This window comes from Brevibacillus sp. NSP2.1, assembly GCF_000470975.2.
GTDB lineage: Bacteria > Bacillota > Bacilli > Brevibacillales > Brevibacillaceae > Brevibacillus > Brevibacillus agri.
Genome location: NZ_CP048274.1, coordinates 4,553,576 through 4,572,932, shown reverse-complemented (window position 1 = coordinate 4,572,932; position 19,357 = coordinate 4,553,576). Strand labels below are relative to the sequence as shown.

At 54.2% G+C, this 19,357-nt stretch carries 16 protein-coding genes, 5 pseudogenes and 1 other annotated feature; of the genes and pseudogenes, 12 read left to right on the top strand and 9 right to left on the bottom strand.

All coding sequences use genetic code 11. From position 1 onward, the window contains the following. The first annotated feature begins 83 nt into the window (after positions 1-83). From M655_RS28380 to M655_RS22150, 4 genes and pseudogenes are all read left to right on the top strand, one after another. Positions 84-2,418 (top strand): annotated as a pseudogene (locus tag M655_RS28380) (glycoside hydrolase). Then, positions 2,370-2,507: pseudogene (locus tag M655_RS22160) on the top strand (SDR family oxidoreductase); the annotation flags it as partial. The pseudogenes M655_RS28380 and M655_RS22160, both read left to right, overlap by 49 nt. 157 nt (positions 2,508-2,664) lie before the next feature. Beyond that, a complete protein-coding gene (locus M655_RS22155; protein WP_005835243.1) occupies positions 2,665-2,913 on the top strand; it encodes a spore germination protein in 249 nt (82 codons plus the stop codon). A 312-nt stretch (positions 2,914-3,225) separates the two neighbouring features. After that, the gene (locus tag M655_RS22150; protein WP_005835241.1) at positions 3,226-4,374 is read left to right on the top strand and encodes an alpha-hydroxy-acid oxidizing protein; all 1,149 of its coding nucleotides are present in this window, start codon (positions 3,226-3,228) and stop codon (positions 4,372-4,374) included. 316 nt (positions 4,375-4,690) lie between these two features. Here M655_RS22150 and M655_RS22145 read toward each other — a convergent pair whose 3' ends face one another. Together M655_RS22145 and M655_RS22140 are read right to left on the bottom strand one after the other, a co-directional pair. After that, on the bottom strand, positions 4,691-5,569 hold the full coding sequence (locus M655_RS22145) for a DUF7687 domain-containing protein (RefSeq protein WP_026557975.1): 879 nt from the start codon (positions 5,567-5,569) through the stop codon (positions 4,691-4,693). Between the two features lie 5 nt (positions 5,570-5,574). Continuing rightward, entirely contained in the window at positions 5,575-5,814 is a 240-nt protein-coding gene (locus tag M655_RS22140; RefSeq protein ID WP_005835235.1) for a helix-turn-helix domain-containing protein, read from the bottom strand. Positions 5,815-5,995: 181 nt separating this feature from the next. Here M655_RS22140 and M655_RS22135 point away from each other — a divergent pair, with 181 nt between their 5' ends. After that, complete coding sequence (locus M655_RS22135) at positions 5,996-6,898, top strand: DNA adenine methylase (RefSeq protein WP_005835233.1); 903 nt, start codon at positions 5,996-5,998, stop codon at positions 6,896-6,898. 450 nt (positions 6,899-7,348) lie between these two features. Further along, positions 7,349-9,463 carry a sensor domain-containing protein gene (locus tag M655_RS22130; protein WP_005835231.1) on the top strand — a complete coding sequence of 705 codons (2,115 nt, stop codon included), beginning with the start codon at positions 7,349-7,351 and terminating at the stop codon, positions 9,461-9,463. Positions 9,464-9,551: 88 nt separating this feature from the next. Here the strand turns inward: M655_RS22130 and M655_RS22125 are convergent. From M655_RS22125 to M655_RS22105, 5 genes and pseudogenes are all read right to left on the bottom strand, one after another. After that, positions 9,552-10,265, bottom strand: a pseudogene (locus tag M655_RS22125) (IS3 family transposase); the annotation flags it as partial. A gap of 135 nt (positions 10,266-10,400) precedes the next feature. Then, positions 10,401-11,039, bottom strand: coding sequence for a nicotinate-nucleotide adenylyltransferase (gene nadD / locus M655_RS22120; RefSeq protein WP_005836174.1), 639 nt, complete (start codon positions 11,037-11,039; stop codon positions 10,401-10,403). 43 nt (positions 11,040-11,082) lie between these two features. Further along, the gene (locus M655_RS22115) at positions 11,083-11,628 is read right to left on the bottom strand and encodes a cysteine hydrolase family protein (protein WP_025847946.1); all 546 of its coding nucleotides are present in this window, start codon (positions 11,626-11,628) and stop codon (positions 11,083-11,085) included. Positions 11,629-11,664: 36 nt separating this feature from the next. Further along, a complete protein-coding gene (locus M655_RS22110) occupies positions 11,665-12,447 on the bottom strand; it encodes an NUDIX hydrolase (protein ID WP_007781533.1) in 783 nt (260 codons plus the stop codon). A gap of 94 nt (positions 12,448-12,541) precedes the next feature. After that, complete coding sequence (locus M655_RS22105; RefSeq protein ID WP_026557972.1) at positions 12,542-12,928, bottom strand: exopolyphosphatase; 387 nt, start codon at positions 12,926-12,928, stop codon at positions 12,542-12,544. Positions 12,929-13,171: 243 nt separating this feature from the next. Then, positions 13,172-13,416: a binding site (T-box leader), on the top strand. A gap of 80 nt (positions 13,417-13,496) precedes the next feature. Between M655_RS22105 and M655_RS22100 the strand changes: the two genes are divergently transcribed. From M655_RS22100 to M655_RS22075, 6 genes and pseudogenes are all read left to right on the top strand, one after another. Further along, entirely contained in the window at positions 13,497-13,997 is a 501-nt protein-coding gene (locus M655_RS22100) for an Lrp/AsnC family transcriptional regulator (protein ID WP_005836183.1), read from the top strand. Further along, complete coding sequence (locus tag M655_RS22095) at positions 13,994-15,175, top strand: aminotransferase (RefSeq protein ID WP_005836185.1); 1,182 nt, start codon at positions 13,994-13,996, stop codon at positions 15,173-15,175. The genes M655_RS22100 and M655_RS22095 overlap by 4 nt, the downstream gene beginning before the upstream one ends. A gap of 283 nt (positions 15,176-15,458) precedes the next feature. Next, a pseudogene (locus M655_RS22090) lies at positions 15,459-15,982 on the top strand (PAS domain S-box protein); the annotation flags it as partial. Positions 15,983-15,996: 14 nt separating this feature from the next. After that, entirely contained in the window at positions 15,997-16,332 is a 336-nt protein-coding gene (locus M655_RS22085; RefSeq protein ID WP_007781542.1) for a DUF1641 domain-containing protein, read from the top strand. A gap of 20 nt (positions 16,333-16,352) precedes the next feature. Continuing rightward, positions 16,353-17,403 (top strand): annotated as a pseudogene (locus tag M655_RS22080) (rhodanese-like domain-containing protein). After that, the gene (locus tag M655_RS22075) at positions 17,400-18,179 is read left to right on the top strand and encodes a sulfite exporter TauE/SafE family protein (protein ID WP_026557971.1); all 780 of its coding nucleotides are present in this window, start codon (positions 17,400-17,402) and stop codon (positions 18,177-18,179) included. Before M655_RS22080 ends, M655_RS22075 begins: the two are co-directional and overlap by 4 nt. 84 nt (positions 18,180-18,263) lie before the next feature. Here M655_RS22075 and M655_RS22070 read toward each other — a convergent pair whose 3' ends face one another. Together M655_RS22070 and M655_RS22065 are read right to left on the bottom strand one after the other, a co-directional pair. After that, entirely contained in the window at positions 18,264-18,932 is a 669-nt protein-coding gene (locus M655_RS22070) for an LrgB family protein (protein WP_026557970.1), read from the bottom strand. Then, the gene (locus tag M655_RS22065; RefSeq protein WP_005827031.1) at positions 18,929-19,300 is read right to left on the bottom strand and encodes a CidA/LrgA family protein; all 372 of its coding nucleotides are present in this window, start codon (positions 19,298-19,300) and stop codon (positions 18,929-18,931) included. Before M655_RS22065 ends, M655_RS22070 begins: the two co-directional genes overlap by 4 nt. Positions 19,301-19,357: the final 57 nt, after the last annotated feature.

Genomic DNA, 19,357 nt, shown 5'->3' with positions numbered 1-19,357 from the left:
AGGTTGCTGCTTTTCTCTACGCTTCTTGCGCTCATAAACATCGTAATACGAGGTATATAGTCATTCGATTGTGGAGGGAAATTATGAAAAGAATCGTTCTCGCTTTGCTGCTGCTTGTCATGAGCGGCTGCGACAGTGCGGCGCAAAACCAGCCGCAAACCAATCAACCGCTAATCGAAACCGGGCAGCAGCTCGCGGCGCCAAAGCAAGCGCTGCCCTTCTCCTTCGAGGTGAAGCCGGAGACGTTCGAGCTGTTTGTGGAGAGCGGCGGCAGCCGGGAGCGTGCGTCAGAGCCGCTGCCGGCGCGACGCGTCGAGCAGTTGCAAAAAAGCGAACAGGAAGTGAGCTGGAGCTATCCGGACGACAAGCTGCAGGTGCGGATCAGGCAAGCGGCCGATCACTTGCAAATCACCCTGACCTCGACGGGGACAGAGAGCTTTTCCTGGCCGCTTGTGAAGGCTCCTGCTTACATGCTGCCGCTCGGCGAAGGCAAATGGATTCCGGCAGGCGACAAAGTCTGGCAGTCGTTTTTGCGGGAGGAGAGCCTGACCTTTAGCGAATCGTTTTCCATGCGTTTTTTTGCGCTGAACCATGAGAAGTACGCGATCTTTTACATGGTGGACAACATGTTCAACAACACGCTCGATTTTGCCGTGGACCCGGAGATTTCGCTGCGATTCACGCATGAGTTTCCGACGATCAACCATGACAAGTCGTACAGCTTCCGGCTGTATGTCACGCAAAACGATCCGGTCCAGATCGCCGGACTGTACAAACACGTCATCCAGCAGCAGGGCGAGTTCGCTACTCTGGCGCAAAAGGCGGCGGCAAACCCGAACGTGGAAAAGCTGTACGGCGCACCGCACTTTTATTTGTGGAACAAAACGTTTTTGAGCGAGGACGATGTGCAGTGGGACGCGCTTAAAAAAGCAGCTTGGCGACGGCTTTACGGACTGGCTCGTGCAGCTTTTGGCTGGCAACAAGGAGGACGGGCAGGAGGCCATCGCGCAACTGCGGGAAATCCAGCAGCAGGATTACATCGCGCCGTACCAGCGCAAGGCGATAGTGGACGGCCTCAACTACGCGCTGCGCTCCCGCGACTTTTACGATCCGCAGTTGTTCGCCCGCGTCGACGATCCAAAAGCGAAAGCGCTGATCCAAAAAGGCGTGAAGCAGCTTAACGAAGTCGAGTTGTACGAGTTGAACAAGCGGCTGCTGAAAAGCGTCTTGCAGGATGCCGTCCCCGCTGTCGAGCAATGGGCAGACAGCGATTCCACACGGTTGCTGGAAAAAATGAAGGCAGCGGGCATCGCTCGTGCCTGGATCGGCTTGCCGGACTGGACAGCCGCTTACATGAAGCCTGCGTTCATCCAGCAGGCAAACGATGCGGGCTATCTGATTGCGACGTACGATTCTTACCACTCGATCCACAAGGAAGAAAACCCGGACTGGAACACGGCTATTTTCGCGGACAAAAGCTTGTATGAAAACGCGACGATAGAAAAGAAAAACGGGGAGAAAAAAGGCGGCTTCCTGCAGCGGGGCAGGCTGTTGAACCCGACCTTGTCGCTGCCGAGCGTCAAACAGCGGATGAACGAGATCATGGGCAACGGCGTGGCCTTCAATTCCTGGTTCATTGACGTGGACGCGGCGGGGGAGTTCCACGACGACTACTCCCCGGAACATCCAACGACACAGGCAGAGGATATGCAGGCAAAGTTGGCGCGGATGGACTACATTCGCGACGAGTGGCACATGGTTATCGGCTCGGAGACGGGCAACGATTTCGCCAGCAGAAGCATCGCCTACGCGCACGGTATCGAAACGCCTGTCATCCGCTGGGCTGACCCGGACATGCGCGAGAACAAAGCAAGCCCGTACTACGTGGGCGGTTACTGGGCCCCGGCAGGAGACATTCCCGAGCGCTACGCCAAGCAGGTGCCGATCAAGGACGAGTATCGGCACGTCTACATCGACCCCGCGTACTCGCTGCCGTTGTTCAAGCTGGTGTACAACGATTCGGTCATCACCAGCCACCATTGGGAGTGGGACAGCCTGAAGATCAAAAGCGAGGTCGGCACACGCATGCTCTATGAGCTGCTCTACAACGTGCCGCCGCTCTACCATCTGAACAGTCGGGTCTGGGAGGCACACCACGAAAACATCAGGCAGCATCTGCAAGTCTGGGCGCCGTTCCATCAAAAAGCGGTGCAGCGCCCGATGACCGATTTTGCCGTGCTGACCGCAGACAGGCTGGTGCAAAAGGCAGCGTACGGGGATGACCTGCAAGTCGTCGTCAACTTTTCCGAGCATGATTTCCGCTACGAAAACAAGCTGGTAAAGGCAAAATCGGCGCTCATCCTCGACGGCTCCGCTCGCTGCATCCGATGGGACGCCTCGGCAAGCCGGAGGAAGTAGCCAAGGCGGTTCTGTTCCTCGCCAGCGACGATGCGTCGTTTGTGACAGGGACAAGCCTGCTGGTGGACGGCGGCTACACCGCGCAATAAAGCGCACGGAAAAGCAGAAGAGAAGTCTCCTGCGCGGCGTCTGCCATACGGGAGGCTTTTTTGTGGCACCGACCTATCAACCATCGTCTAATCAGGCGCGTTTTGCCGTACATACTGTATAAGTAGTCCACGGCGAACGCGGGAAGGAGGGAGCGGGTTGGCGACATTTGTAGGAAACGTGCAAATTACGAACAACTCGGGTACCATCAATTTCGGTGATACGGCCAACAACTCTCCGAAAAGCGTGAGCAAAACGTTTTCCGGCTCCGGCGGCGAAAACAGCGGCAATGTCGTGAATGTCATCAACGGGCACAGCGAGACGAACACATATGGCAGCGGGGGAGCCGTGAGCGGGCTTTGCTGCAGCAAACGGTCCAGGCGGGCGAAAAGGCGAAAGCGGAAGTAACGTTTTGGCAGATAGCTTACTGAAGCAGCGCGGACAAGCCCAGGCTGGCAGCGCGGAGAAGTGTCGCCTGATCGCCTGTTGGACAGGCTTGTGGGGTTGTTCGTTTTTGCTCTGGAATTGACAGAGGGCAAGCTGAACGTATATGATTTTTTGTATTAATTTTCGAATAATTGCGTGACTACAGGCGGAGCCGCCAAAAACAGTGATTCGCACAGGAGAACGGTCCTGGCAAAGCAGGACGGGCCTTGGGCACAGCGGGCAAGCCAAAATGCGCCTGACGGCTTGGAGCACAGATAGAAAGGGAGAGGAAAGATGACGAAAGCACAGGAAGAAACTTTGCTCTTTACGCGCGTGAGCAAAAGTACGCAGGCACTGCCCGTTTCGATTGAAGATTGGGAGAAACAGGCGAGAGAAATCCTTCCGGACGGTCCGTTTGACTATATTGCCGGAGGCTCGGGAGCCGAAGAAACGCTTGCCGAAAACAGGAGGGCTTTTTCCCGCTGGGCAATCGTGCCGCGGATGATGCGCGATGTCACGAATCGCACCTCCGCGATTACGATGTTCGGCCGAAAGCTGAGCGCGCCGATCTTTTTGGCTCCTGTCGGCATGCAGTCCATCGCGCATCGTGACGCAGAGCTGGCGACGGCCAGAGCGGCGGCTGCTGCGGGTGTGCCGTTTGTCGCCAGCACGGTTTCCTCTACGAGCCTGGAGCAAATCGCCGAAGCGATGGGAGCGGCGGAGCGCTGGTTCCAGCTTTACTGGTCCAACGATCGCGAAGTAAGCGCGAGCATGGTCAAGCGCGCGGAAGCGGCTGGGTACTCCGCAATTGTGCTCACGGTAGATACCGTCATGCTCGGCTGGAAGCGCCGCGATTTCCGCAACGGCTATTCGCCGCTGCGTGAAGGCAGAGGGCTTGCCAACTACATCACGGACCCTGTCTTTTGCTCGCGGCTGGCCGAGGTGACGCCGGAGAATGCGGTCGAGGAAGTGTTGAAAAACATTTATCATCCGGCGCTGAACTGGAGCGATATCGGCTTTTTGCGCGAGCATACCCGCTTGCCGATCCTCGTCAAAGGTCTCTTGCACCCGGATGATGCGAGACTCGCCCTGGAGCACGGCGTGGATGGCATTATCGTTTCCAATCACGGCGGACGGCAGATGGATGGAGCGATTTCTACCCTTGACGCGCTGCCTGCGATTGCGGAGGTAGTAGCGGGAAGCATTCCTGTCCTGCTCGACAGCGGCGTGCGCACCGGCGCGGATGTCGTCAAGGCAATCGCCTTGGGAGCCAATGCGGTGCTGATCGGACGCCCGTTTTTGTACGGACTGGCAGTAGCGGGAGAACAGGGCGTGTCCAGCGTCCTCGATACGCTGCTCCACGAATTTGACGTCGCGATGGCTCTGTCCGGCAGCCGCTCGGTCGAGGATCTGAACCGCAGCATCCTGGTGCGCTTGCCGTAGACGGTTTGCCAGCGGGAAACGCCCCTTTGGACTGGGCGCTGTCAGGAAGACCGAAGAGAAAAAGCACACAAGCAACCTGAGTTCGGTAATCATACTGGCTCAGGTTGTTTTAGGTTCGCTGTAAAAACGCGCGTGATGGATACGTGCTGCTTTCTTTTGCTGCACGTTTCGTTCGTTCGCGGCTGTTTTTTTTGCACGCAGCGTCAGTTGCTCTGCGGATTTTCCGCTAAAAAACCCCTCTCGGAAGACAGAAGCAGGTGCCGACTTTGGCTGTCTACCAGAAGGGGGATGCGATTATGGCGCGGGCGTTTTCTGTTTACCGTCCCTGTACGGCTACTTCGTGTGCGGCCAGCAGCTCGTGCAACACTTTCGGCCAGCGCTCCAACACTTCCTTGCCGAAGATGACTTCGTCCACGTGACCGACGTGCAGCATGTCGACGATCCGGCAAAGATAAGATTTTCCCATGTTCCACCACGTATTGAAATCATCAATGAAATAAATGTGCTGGATGTTCTTTTGCGTTTCTTTCGAGATGGTATTGATCTCAAAGCCGTCCAACTGTGTTTCATACACCCCGTCTGCGATTCTGCTGCCGAACGTGGTGGTGTAGTAGTATTCTTTGACTTCCCAGATCGCGAGCGGATTTTCCGTACCGGGGTAGGCTCCGTCAAAACGTCTGGACATGATCCCTTGCAGCCTGCCTGCTTCGTCTGTAATATAGGACAAGCTTAGCGGGTTATCGTCAAACTTGACGTCGCGTCCGTACTGCAATCCGTTCTGCTTAGCATATGTGCGAAGAGTGTGTTCAGTCAAAATGTTGACGATGCCTGTAAAATAGGCGTAGTCTTTCTTTTCGCCTTTTTGCTTGTTAAACGGCAGCGCACAAGTATAGCCGTTCTTTTCATAAAGTTCTGCCTGCAGCTTGTAAAACACAGCTCGGGCCGTATGGACATCCATGAACAAGCGCTTGATGATTCCGTTCAGCAAATCTGCGCGATAGTCGAGGTACGCTTTTACTTCGCCGAGCATTTGCGGGTCAATGATAATCCCCAGCTCCTGCAGCTTGTAGACCATTTCTGTCTGCGAGTACTTTTTAATTTCGCCGTCCTTGGAGTAGTTGAGCTTTTCCGATATGAGCTTTGTGTACGCCCAAAAAGCAGAGCTGCGATTTAGAAACTGCGGATTCGGTCTCACGGTGGCTATTCCCCCTTTTCAATCAATAGAAATACGGAAGAGACATGGGTGCGTAAAGCGTTTGCCAGTTTTACGATGTTTTCCAATGACACATTTCTTTCTCCGCGTTCGACTTCGCTGATGTAGGTGCGATGCAGTCCGGTACGTCCCGCCAGCTCTTCTTGCGTCATTTTTTGTTCCATGCGCAGCTTTCTGATCGCTGCCCCAAATTGTTGCTTGATCTCTGTATGCTTCATCGGCTTCATCTGGTATCAACCACTTTGTATCGGTTTCTTTCTTTTTCCATTTGAAACAAAAGTACTATCATGTAGACTATTGGTCTACAGACTATAAGTGACATCATGGTTACTTTTTTCTCTCCATTCATGCTAAAATGGGGCATGGTTGTCAGTCGGAAAATCTAGAAGTTGTGTGAGGTTCTTCATGATGAGTCGATACGTACAAGACAAGCTGGAACGGCAAAAGCTGGCGGACGTCCCGCAATTGTTGAAATGGATCGGGAATAAACACCGTTTTGCGGAAGAGATCGTTTCCTACATGCCCGAAGAAATTCACACGTATGTAGAGCCGTTTTTGGGGAGCGGCGCCGTATTGGGAAAGCTGGCGGCAGAAAACCGGAACAGCTTGTTTCCCCGTTACAAGCAGGCCATCGGCGGCGATATTCTTCCTTTTCTGATCGGCATTTTTGAGTATGTGAAAAACGATCCGGACACATTGGTCCGCCATTACGAGGCTTGTATAAAAGATTACAACGACAACAGAGAACAAAAATATTTGGAAATCAGGGAAAGATTCAATCAAACGTTCAATGCGCTTGATTTTGCGGTTTTGACCAGAACGTGCTATTCCGGTGTCGTGCGCTTCCGAAAAAGCGATGGCTATATGAGCACACCGATTGGGCCGCACAAGCCGATTCCGCCCGAGGCGTTTGCCAAACGGGTAGAAATTTGGCATCAACTGGTGAAGGAAGTAACGTTTATGCATAAAGATTTCCGAGAAGTGATGGGACTGGCTGGCGAAGGCGACCTGGTTTACTGTGACCCGCCATACACGCACAGCCAAAGCATCCTGTACGGTTCGCAGACGTTCAGGATCGAAGACTTGTGGGATGCGATATACGCCTGCAAGCAAAGAGGCGCAAAAGTAATGCTCTCGATCAACGGCAAGAAAAAATCGAAAGCCGAAGACATCGGCGTGCAGCCGCCAGCCGGCTTGTTTGCGAGGAGCATATTGGTAAACTGCGGCATTTCCATGATAAACCGTCTGCAGAGAGCGGGCGAAGAAATGGTCAACGAAGATGTGCACGACAAACTGTTTCTCACCTGGTAAAAGAACCTGAAACGGGTTCTTTTTTTTGCGCCTTTGGTCCCTGTTTTCCCCGGAGTGTCAAGCCTCCCGCCAGCGAGCGCGAAGTTTGCAAAAATGTCGCTTCTAACACATGCGTGCTTATTGATCTTTAGCCGATACATGGTAAAATGAAGCAAACTTGTCGTCATCATATCGCGATCCTTGGCATGAGGGTCATTTTTTTTGAACGCTCTTTTCGCAAAGCTTGTCGTTTTGCGAAAAGTCCGTGAGTAGCGACGCTGCTGCGAAGCATATCAGGGCGAGCATTTACGCAACGCGTCTCCCTACCAAAGAACTACTTTTTCTTTCCAGCACTTTGGCAAAGGCTTTGCTGCAACGCGCTTTACGACAGACAAGTGCTTTTACGAAAATTATCGGCGCCGTGCCTGCCGCATGAGCGCAAACGGGTGATAGATGATGAGAAACAAATTGATGGAAGTTTTGACTCCAGAAGAGTGGGAAGAGTTGCTGCAGGAAAAGGACGGGGAGCTGAAAGTCGTCCTGCGGGAGCTGGCTGACGTAAAGTATGCGCTCGACCAGTCGACGATCCTCGCGATTACCGATCACCGCGGGATTATTCTGCGGGCGAACGAGCAATTTTGCCGCATATCCAAATACAGCCGCAGCGAGCTGCTCGGGCAAGACCATCGGCTGCTCAACTCCGGGCACCATCCCAAGTCGTTTTTCCAGCAGATGTGGAAATGCATCGGCTCGGGCAAAGTGTGGCGGGGCGAAATCTGTAATCGGGCCAAAGACGGCAGCTTGTACTGGGTGGACACCACGATTGTGCCATTCGTCAATACTGCCGGGAAAATCTATCAGTACGTTTCCATTCGCAACGACATTACGGCGCGCAAGCATATGGAGGAAGAAGTCAGAAAAAGCGAGGAGTTGTACCGGATCATCGCTGAAAATACGTCCGATATCATCAGCATGATTAATGCCGAAGGCGACTTTTTGTACTTGTCTCCGTCGCATAAGGCTGTGTTTGAGCATGACATTCCAGATGAGCGTTTTCACAACATGTTCGAATGGATCGTGGAGAGCGACCGGGACGTTATGGCCTATGCGATTCAGCATACGTACTCGACGCGAAAAGAGTACACGGTGGAATGCCGCATCCTGACGCGCAAGGGCGACACGATCTGGACCGAGAGCAAAATCAATCCGGTTCTCGACGAGCAGGGGAACGTGAGCAAGCTGCTGCTCATCACGCGCGACATTACGGATCGCAAGCAGTCGGAGGAACTGATCCATCACCTGGCCTACCACGACGCTTTGACAGACTTGCCGAACCGCCGCATGTACGTCCAGCATCTGAGCAGGGAAATCATCCAAGCCAAGCGGTTCCAGTCCAATCTCGCCGTCCTGTTCCTCGATCTGGACCGCTTCAAGGACGTCAACGATTCCTTCGGGCATGACGTAGGGGATTTGCTGCTGGTGGAAGCGTCCAACCGTTTGCGGGAATGTCTCAGACCGGGCGATGTCGTGGCGCGGCTCGGCGGAGATGAGTTTACCGTCTTGCTCAGCCAACTGACTGACCGGGAGGAAGCGGCGGCACTGGCCGACCAGATCATGAATGCGCTGCAGAGGCCGTTTGAACTTCACGGGCATTCCTTCAACGTGTCGTGCAGCATCGGCATCGCGTTGTTTCCGCAGGATGGAGACAATGCCGACGACCTGCTCAAGCGGGCGGACACCGCGCTGTACACGGTCAAATCGCACGGCAAAAACGGGTACGAGTTTTTTGATCCGACGATGGAGGCGAAGTCGCTGGAGCGCATCCTGATGGAAAATGAGCTGCGCAAAGCGATCGAGCAGGAGCATTTCCAAATCTACTACCAGCCGAAAATAGACATTGTGACAGGGAAGCTGACCGGGATGGAAGCGCTCGTCCGCTGGGTTCATCCGGAGCTGGGCGTGATTTCGCCGATTCGGTTCATCCCGATCGCCGAAGAGACCGGAATGATTATCAGCCTGGGAGAGTGGATTCTGCGCCAGGCGTGCCGCCAAAACAAGCTGTGGCACGACCAGGGCTTCCCGCTGAAAGTGTCCGTCAATCTGTCTGCGAGGCAAATCTACCAGAAAGACCTCGTAGACATGATAAAAAATGTGTTGGAGGAAACCGGGCTGCCACCGGAATGGCTGGAGCTGGAGATTACCGAAAGCATTTTCGTGAAGCTGGAAGAAGCTACGGCTATTTTGCAGCAAATTCGCGACATCGGCATCCGCATTTCCATCGACGACTTCGGGACAGGCTACAGCTCGTTTAGCTACATCAAAAGCTTGCCGGTGGACACGATCAAAATTGACGCGTCCTTTATTCGCGATATTCACCACAATCAAGAGAGCCAGGCAATCGTAAAAGCGATCGTGACGATTGCGCAAAGCTTGAACATGAACGTGATCGCAGAAGGCATCGAGCTGGACGATCAGGTAGCGGCCTTGCAGGAAAATGGCTGCGATCTCGGCCAAGGCTACTTGTTCAGCCGCCCGTTGGCTACGGATGACTTCGACCGCTATTTGCGCAAAGATTTGGCGCAATAGCATGACCTGTAGCACCAAAAGCGCACACAAAAAGCCGGGGAGCACTGGTCATAGCCCCGTCAAGTAGACAGTAAAAAAAGACATTGTATTAAGCGGCGATCGATTCCCGGTACTCTATTGGGGAGAGGTCGCCAAGTTTTTTCTGGAACCGCTCTGTATTGTAAAACTCAAATGTATTCAGCGATCAGTTTGCGGGCGTGAGCCAGATCCCTCGTTTTTTCTAAATACAACTTTTCCGTCTTCAAATGGGAGAAAAACGATTCTACACAGGCATTGTCGAAGCAGTTGCCACGTTGTGCAGATCGAGCACCACAGACAGATACAGGAATCCATCGACGACGCGAATGTAGGTAATATCGGTGACCAATTTCTTTCCGGCCTCCTGTGCAGTGAACTGGCGGTGAAGAACATTGTCAAATACAACGGAAGGCTTACGGCCGGCAAATGGACGTTTCTTGCGGATCACCGATCGGATACCTAATTCTCGCATCAGTCGGCGAACTTTCTTGCTGTTCACGTTACGTCCCTCTTTACGCAGGGCGGTGTGCATGCGTTTATATCCAAAGTAAGGGCGAAGACGGTGAATCGAAAGGATATGCTCCTTTAGATCGGCATCCTGCACTGCTCGTAACCTACGAGCCGTTTCCGTCGCTTTCCACTTGTAGAACCCTGCCCGTGAGACTTCTGCTATTTCGCACAGCATGATGATGGCGTACCGATGGCTCATTTCTTCGATGGTCCTGAACCGGGTTTGCTTATCCAACTTCCCTCTTTGTTCCTTCGTCATACCGCTGCTGCTTTTGCCCTTTATGTGGTGGCATAAAAAATCCCCTCCGGTCAACAGTGTTCCTCTCATGATACCATGAGGGCTTTTCTCACTGTCTACCGTAAGGGGATAATACCACACACACCCGGCTTTTTTGCGTTGGGAGAAAAGTCAAACCCGCTGCTCGCGGTAAATGCCCTGCTCGTAAATGTACGCCAGGCACGCATCCGGCAGCAGGAAGCTGGGATCGCCGCCTTTGCGGATTTCATCGCGGATGTACGTCGAACTGATGCCCATGTTGATGCCTTTGCTCATAATCAGGAAATGTTCGTCATGGTTGCGCAGCAGCGGGTCTTCCGCGATCAGATCGGCCGTCGGGTAGCCTTCCCGCGTCATGACGATGAAGTTGAACCGGGAGACCAGCTTTTCGGCATTGCCCCAGTTCGACAGCCCGACGAGCAAATCCGAGCCCATGATGAAAAACAGCTCATCCTGCGGGTACTTTTTTTGCAGGTGGACCATCGTGTCGTACGTGTAAGTTTCGCCAGGTAGCGCGTCCATCTCTACGGTGGAGATTTCAAACAGCGGCTCCCCGAATTGGTTCGTCTTGTGCTGACACGTCGCCAGCGCTAGCTTCAGCATGTGCAGGCGATGAACGTCCTCCGTCTGCATTTTTTTGTCGTGGCGCTTGGACGAGCAGGGGACGAAGATGACTTTGTCCAGGCGTCTGCGATGAGCGACGGTGGCCGCCGTGAACAGGTGGCTGTAAGTGATGGGATCAAAGCTGCTGCCGTAAATGCCGATGCGCATGATCGTACCTCCCGTATATCTGGCATGACAAGCCTGCCAACGCTTATTTTTTCACGACGGACATGCCCAACTGGTTTTGAAAATGTCCCAAAGCCCACTCGTGTCCGACCGGATTGAAGCTGGCGACGGCATCCTCGTGAATGACGACGCGAAAACCGTGATAAAAGCCTTCGATCGCCGTGTGCAGGACGCAAATGTCCGTGCAGACGCCGACCAGGTGAATTTCCGCAATGCCGCGCGAGCGAAGCTGCAGCGCGAGGTCTGTGCCCTGAAAGGCGCTGTAGCGCGTTTTGTCCATCCAGTAAATCGTGTCCTCAAATTCCTCGTAAATGTCCTGAATGCTGCCGTACAGGTTGCGGCCAGTGGTGCCGATGATGTTGTGCGGCGGGTACAGTCCGGTTTCCGGGTGGTACGGGTCCTGCTCCTTGTGGGCGTCCACCGCCATCACGACAAAGTCGCCTTCTGCGAGAAAATCGCGAATCAATTCGCCGATGCGCCCTTCGATAACTTGCCCAGGCTCTTTGCAGGTCAGCGCTCCGTCCGTCGCGACAAAGTCATTCGTGTAGTCGATCACAATCAACGCTTTCATGGACAACAACCTCCTGAAATGAGTGTGGTCGTGCTTTTAATAAATCATGGCAGTCGGGGTGTAATCGGTAAAGCGGTACAGCTTGGCGGGAGAGTTGGAATACTCCGTGGAGTAGACAGGCTTGCCGTCAGCGTCTACTACCGCTTCGAGGATGCCTTGCCGTCTCGTGGTCGCGAGCAGGCGCCGCTCAAAATTGCCGCGATCGCTCACCTTGAAGCTGGGGACGACCGTTTCGATGACCTGCAGCAGCTCGCTCAGCGTGAACTCGTCAGGGAGAAACGCTTTGGCGATGTTGGTCTGGAGCATTTTTTCCCGCACGCGCTGCAAGGCGTCCGTCAGTATCTCCCGGTGATCGAAGGCCAGGTCGAGAGCGAATGCTTCCTCGATGGGAAACAGCCGGGCATCGGAGGCGTCGTCGGCTGCCCGCGCGTGCTTGAGCAGGTCCTCGTGCACGAGCGAGACGTAGGCGACGCTCGGAATCCAGCCGCGCGGATCGCGTCCCGGCTTGTAGTAAGTTTTGAGCTGCTCGATGTGGACGTTGCGGTCGATGTTCGTCTCTTCCTTCAACTCGCGGTAGGCGCATTCGTCGAGCGTCTCGCTTTCTTTGGAAAAGCCGCCGGGCAAAGCCCACTGCTGCCCGTACGTGTCGCTTTTTCGCTCGATCAGCAGGACGGCGAGCTGCTTGTGCGGCAACGATCTTGTTTTGGTCGGGCGCGGCACGGAAAGGATGGTAAAGAGGCAAATATCCGTCGGCAGCCCGTCTGGCGAGCGGTGTTTTTTGGTGCGAAACCGGATGCGTTTGGCTTGCAGGCGATGCATGCTCACAACGCCCTCCTTTCTGTATGCGCAGTTCGTTAGGTTGCTTTTATATTATGATATCGTTTTAACAATGTCAATGTGACAATATAAAAATTTACCAATAAAAAACGCCTGAGAGACTCAGACGTCGGTTAAAGCGGAGAGGCTGCTTCCAGCAGGGCGGTAATCGGCTTGAGGCGCTGCTGCAGCGAGTGGGCAGGTTGGCTGGACTGAAAGGCTTCCTCCCAAAAAACAGTTGGCTGTTGAACGGGGAGGGGCTTCTCGGCTGCACGCGCACATACGTGCCGTCCGCCATGAGCGTGGCTGTCAATCTCTTCGCGATTCCTTCCTCGTCCAGTCGTCCAGCGTGCAGGTGGTTGCTGAGACGCAAGCTGTATTTGATGTTGTCTACTTCCGTTACCATTCCTGAATCGTCTTGCTCGTAAATGACCAATCTGGCTGTATTGGAGCCAAGATCAATGACACCGATGCTCTTTTTCATGCGATTTTCCACTTTTTTTCATGTGAAAAACGTCCCTGTTTGCGGGCCGCCGTTTTTCGTCCGAAGGTAAAATTGGCCGCTTGCCTCAACAAAACAGTCGTGCCTGCTTTGTCCGAAAAGCTGTCGATCTTTTCATTATGCCATACAACATGCGTCCTTCCACCCAGGAAGTTGTCGGTTGACAACGGCCGAAAACCTTTTTATAATCTGAGACATTCAACCAAACAGTTCATACGCATACGATACATGGCTGTGAAAAGGAAAGTAAAAAAGGGATTTGACGTCCAGAGAGCTGCCTGATTGCTGGGAGGGCGGCCGCGAACTCTTTTTGAAAGCCACCTTGGAGCTCTGCTTTTGAACAATCAGTAGAAAGCAGCGGACTTTCCCCACGTTACGGGGCGCATGTCTTTTTGACAAGACTGCACGAGTTTGCCTTTTGCGAGAAAGGCAAAAAAGCTGAGTGGTACCGCGATACCTTCGCCTCAGCAATCCGATTCATGAAATCATGAGTTGGGTTGCTGGGGCTTTTTGATTTTTGCCAAAAAGAAAAAAACGGGAGTGGTAGGGAATGGATCGCTTGAAGCAAAGGGAACTGTTGCACCTATTGGAAGAGGACAGCCGCATGAGCGCCGAGCAGATCGGCAAAATGCTGGCGGAGCCGACAGAGGCAATCGAGCAGGCGATTGCGGAGCTGGAAGCCGAGAAGGTGATTGTGAAATACCCGGCGCTGGTCAACTGGGAGCGCGTGGAGGACCATCCGTACGTCAACGCCATGATCGACGTCAAGGTGACGCCCAAGCGCGACGTCGGCTTTGATGAGGTGGCCCAGCGCATTTGTCGCTTCCCGGAAGTGAAGGCCGTCTACCTGATGTCCGGTGCCAGCTACGATTTGTCGATCATTCTGGAAGGAAAGACGATGAAGGAGGTCGCCACCTTCGTATCGCAAAAGCTGGCGACGCTCGACTCCGTAGTATCGACAGCCACGCACTTTATTTTGAAACGCTACAAGCACGACGGCATTGAGCTGGAAGATCGTGACGAAGATCGCAGGATGGTGGTTACGCCGTGAATACGCAACTGACAGTCAAAAAAAATCGCTTGTCTTCTACAGTCGCATCCTTGAAGCCATCGGGCATTCGCCGCTTTTTCGACCTGGCGGCGTCGATGGAAGGGGTCATCTCCCTGGGAGTTGGGGAGCCGGATTTCGTGACGCCCTGGCGCATGCGCGAAGCTTCGATTTCCTCCCTGGAGCGCGGACACACCGCGTACACGTCCAACGCAGGGATGCTGCCGCTGCGCGTGGAGATTCAAAAATATTTGGAGGAGCGCTTTTCCGTCAGCTATCATCCCGAGACGGAGATTCTCGTGACCGTCGGGGCCAGCGAAGCGATTGACATTGCGCTGCGCGCCATTCTCGATCCGGGCGACGAGGTGCTGGTAGTAGAGCCGTGCTACGTCTCCTACGAGCCGGTGATTCGTCTGGCAGGCGGCGTGCCGAAGTTTTTGAAAACGACGATGGAGAACCAGTTCAAGCTGACGCCGCAGGAGCTTGAGGCCAACATCTCCGAACGCACGAAGGCGATCATCTTCTGCTATCCGAACAACCCGACAGGGGGCACGATGACGGCGGATGAGTGGAAAACGCTTTTGCCGATCATCGAAAAGCACGACCTCTTGGTGATCTCCGACGAGATTTACGCCGAGCTGACTTACGGACGCATGCACGACAGCATCGCCGCCCTGCCCGGGATGAAGGAGCGGACGATTTTGATTTCCGGCTTCTCCAAGGCGTTTGCCATGACTGGCTGGCGTCTCGGGTACGTGTGCGCGACGCCTGACCTCTTGGCGGGCATGCTGAAAATTCACCAGTACACGATGCTGTGTGCGCCGACGATGGCACAGATGGCGGCGCTCGAAGCTTTGCGCCATGGCCGCGCCGATATGGAGCGGATGGTCGAGAGCTACCGCCAGCGCCGCAACTACGTGGTCGACGGTTTCCGCCAGATCGGGCTTGCGTGCCATGAGCCGGACGGAGCGTTCTACGCCTTCCCTTCTGTGGCGGCGACAGGACTTAGCTCGGCTGAGTTCGCGGAAAAGCTGCTGCTGGAGGAAAAAGTGGCAGTCGTGCCGGGGGACGTGTTCGGCGAGAGCGGGCAAGGACACATTCGCTGCTCGTACGCGACGTCCATGGAACAGTTGAAAAAGGCGCTGGAGCGGATGGAGCGGATGATGGGCAAACTGTCGTAGCTCGCCCGGTGCATGAAGACATAAGCAAAACGAGAACGAAAAACGGCAATCCGAACGTCTAACGGGACGGTCAGGATTGTCGTTTTTTTCCGCAGACCACAAGATAGGGGAACCCACCTATACGATGAACGCGCTGCAACCAGTATGATTAGGCTTGGCTCAGGAGGAAAGCACGGGGGCCAAAGTGACACTTGTTCGCCCCCTCTCTGGCTCTGTAACGTAAAATACGTACAAGGGCAGACAAGAAAATGACCTGGAATCCAAGCTGCGTGGAGGACCTACGATGGATCAAAATCGCTTGTTTTTTGAACGGCACGGAAACGATGGATTAGGGATGGAAGGCGGCTATTTGAGGCAGATTTTCGACCACCTGCAGGACGGGATTATCCTCATGAACGAAGAGCGGAAAATTTTGCTGATGAATCCGTCCGCAGAGAGGATTACCGGCTGGAAATTGGGCGAAAAGGTTCCGTACTGTTCTTATTGCCAAACGAGAAAGCTGGAGCCGGGCGAAGAACGCTGCTATTTGATGGCGAAACGGGAGATTCCCTATTTCCTCTCGTCGATGCCCACCTATGAAGGCCGATACGTTGACATGGAGATGAGCACGGCGATCATCTACGAGAATGGCGAACAGCGCAAGCAAGAAATTCTTTTGGTGCTGAAAGACTTGACGGCCAAGCGAAAAGAAGAAGAGGCCAGAATCTCCAAGCTCGTGTTGCAAAAAACGTTGGAGGCGCAGGAGAGCGAGCACAAACGACTGGCTCAGGAGCTGCACGACGGCGTGGGCCAATTTGTATCGCGTTGACGAGGAAGCAATTGTGGCCTTGTTTGCCTTGTTGGAGAAGCTGCCGAAGCTGGTCAAATATGTAAACGCGATCGAACAGGTCGCTGATTTCCTGGAAAGCGTCGGCCAAGACAAACAGTCTCAGCAGTATTTGCTCGACGGAGTGAAAGCGTACATCACGCCTGTCGCTGCCCAGATGGAAAACGGCGTAGCCGTCCTCCGCGAAGCAAAAGAGCGAGCGGAGCGCAGGCACGAAACGGTTTCCGTTTTCACCCTGCTGCGCCTGATGAAAGATCCTGCCGTGCAAAAGGCGCTGCGCTTTGCCCAATCGCTGTTGGAAGTGCTCGCCGAAAAAAATCGGAAATCTTGAAGAAAAGGGAGGACGTTTCCATGCTGTTGCGTTACTTTTACGATGAAAAGCTGGCCCACGCATCTTATCTGGTGGGCTGCCAAAAAACGGGCGAAGCGATCGTGATTGATCCGGGCCGCAATCTGCAGCCGTACTTCCAGGTCGCGCAAGCGGAAGGCGTGTCGATCGTCGCCGCCACAGAAACCCATATTCATGCAGACTTTGTCTCCGGCGTCCGCGAGCTGGGCCTCGCCCATCAAGCGAAGCTGTACCTGTCCGACGAAGGCGATGCGGACTGGAAATACCAGTATGCCGATGGGCTCAATCATCAAGATGTTCAACTGGGCGATGCAGTACACCGATGAGGAGGAATTTGTCCATGCTCTGCTCGACGGTCAGCCGGAGCCGCCGAAATACTTCGCTGTGATGAAGCACGTCAACAAAGTCGGACCTGCCCTGTTGCGCGACCTGCCTGCGGTAACGGAAGAAACGGAGGCGGAAAAGCTGAAACGGTGGCTGGCGGAAGGACAGCAGGTCGTCGATACGCGTTCTGCCCGGGCGTTTGCGCAAGGACATGTAGCGGGAACGGTCAACATTCCGTTTAACAAAGCCTTTCCCAACTGGGCAGGCTGGCTCGTCGACTACAACCGTCCCGTGTACTTTTTGACCAATCCAGGCGAGCTGGACGAGTTGCTGCAGGCGCTTCGCTCCGTAGGAATCGACAATGCAGCAGGAGTGATGGACGTGAACCGGATTTTGCCGGAAGGCGTCTTTGAACTCGAATCGTACGCGGAAATCACCCCGCTGGAAGCAGCGAGACAGGTAGAAAGCGGAGAAGTACACGTCGTGGACGTACGCAATTTGACTGAATGGCAGGAAGGACACATTCCAAACGCGCAGCACATCATGCTGGGAACATTGCCTGGAAGGCTGGATGAGATACCAGAAGACAAGCCGATCCTCGTGCAATGCCGCTCCGGGGCGCGCTCTGCCATCGGTGCCAGCATCCTGCAGGCAAACGGCTTCAAGCAGGTGCTGAACTTGAGCGGCGGCTTTGTCCAGTGGCAAAAAGACGGATTGGAGAGCGTATGACGTTCAGCCTTGCTCTCACCCTGTTTTTGATCGGCTTTGCGGGGTCGTTCATCTCCGGGCTTGTCGGAATCGGCGGCTCGATCATCAAGTACCCGATGCTCCTCTACATTCCAGCGGCACTCGGACTGGCTGCCTACACGGCCCACGAAGTTTCCGGAATCAGTGCTGTGCAAGTGTTTTTTGCCACCTTATCCGCGGTCTGGGCTTTGCGAAAAGACAAGCTGATTCATTATCAGCTTGTTTTGTACATGGGCAGCGCGATCGTTGTCGGCAGCCTGGTCGGCGGATATGGGGGCAAATATCTCTCGGCTGACGCCATCAACGTCGTCTATGCTATTTTGGCGACGATTGCCGTACTGATGATGTTTATGCCCAAAAAAGCGATCGACGACAAGGAAATGGCCGACATCGCGTTCCATAAGCCTACGGCCGTAACCTCCGCGCTGATTGTCGGAGCCGCTTCCGGCATTGTCGGAGCGGCGGGCGCATTCATTCTCGTGCTGATTATGCTTGTCGTCCTTAAAATTCCTACGCGAGTTACTATAGCGTCTTCGCTTGCGATCACCTTTCTGTCTTCCATCGGCGCGACGATCGGCAAACTGATGGCGGGAGACGTCTTGTTCTGGCCTTCCCTCATCATGGTAATCGCCAGCGTGTTGGCTGCGCCGCTCGGAACTGCGGTCAGCAAGCGGTTGAACACGAAAAGCCTTCAGGCGATTTTAGCGCTCCTGATTTTGGGCACGACGATCAAAATCTGGACAGACCTCATCATGTGAAAAACGGACAGGTTTTCCGCGAAAGGGGGAACCTGTCCGTTTACGATCATCTGTTGCATCTGGTGTCAGCCAGCCAACGGGCTGTTAGACGAGAAGCGTCGTCGCCAATTGCGTGACCAGCGCCGCCAAAATCATGGAAATGCTCGAAACCGTCCCTGTAATCGGACTAATCTCAAACGCCTTGGACGTTCCGGCTCCATGTGCGCTCGTGCCGAGCAGCACGCCGCGGGCGATATCGTCGGAGATGCGCAAATAGGAGATGATGTACGGCCCGATGATCGAGCCGAGCAGTCCGGTCATCAGGACGAGCACAGCGGTGATCGAAGGGACGCCCCCGATCATTTGCGAGACGTTCATCGCAATCGGCGTCGTGATTGAGCGCGGCAAAAGGCTGTACAGCACCTGCTCGTCTGTGTGCAGCAAAAGGGCGAGTACGGCAGAAGAAACGACGGCCACCGTTGAGCCGGACACTACGCTAATCATGATTTGCGCAGCGTGTTTCTTCAATAAAGAGTAGTGTTTGTACAGCGGCACGGCAAACGCGATGGTCGCGGGCTGAAGCATGTACGCCAGCCATTTGCCGCCTTCATTGTAATCACGGTAAGAAAGATGAGTGCAAAGCAGCAGCACGACCAAAACGATTGGCGTAAACAATAGCGGCGAAAACAAGAGAATCGGTCTGTAGCGGTAAAGCCGCTTGGCGATCAGGTAAAGCGCGATGGTGAATAGAAAGCCGAGCAGTCCGATCATCATGAGCGCGAATGCTCCTTTCGCTTGGAAATGCTTTGGGCGATCAAGCCGCTGCACGCCATGACAAACGCCGTGCCGATGACGATAATCAGGACAATTTGCAGCCCTTCATGCAGCATCAAGCTTTGATACGAGACGATGCCGACAGACGGCGGAATGAAAAACAGTAGCAGCTCGGCCATAAGCCAGGCCGCGCCCGATTCGATCCACTCCAGACGCAGCACTTTTGCCTGGAGCAGCAAAAACACGACAAACATCCCCAAAATGCTGCCGGGGATTTTCCAGCCAAGGACGGAGACGAGCAGGTTCATCAACGCGGACACGATGATGAAAAACGCCACTTGCCCCACGATGATAAGCAGTCTTTTCATGTTGGTCCTCTCCCTTTGTGAAAAGTGTACATCACCTCTTTTCATAGGTAAAATGCA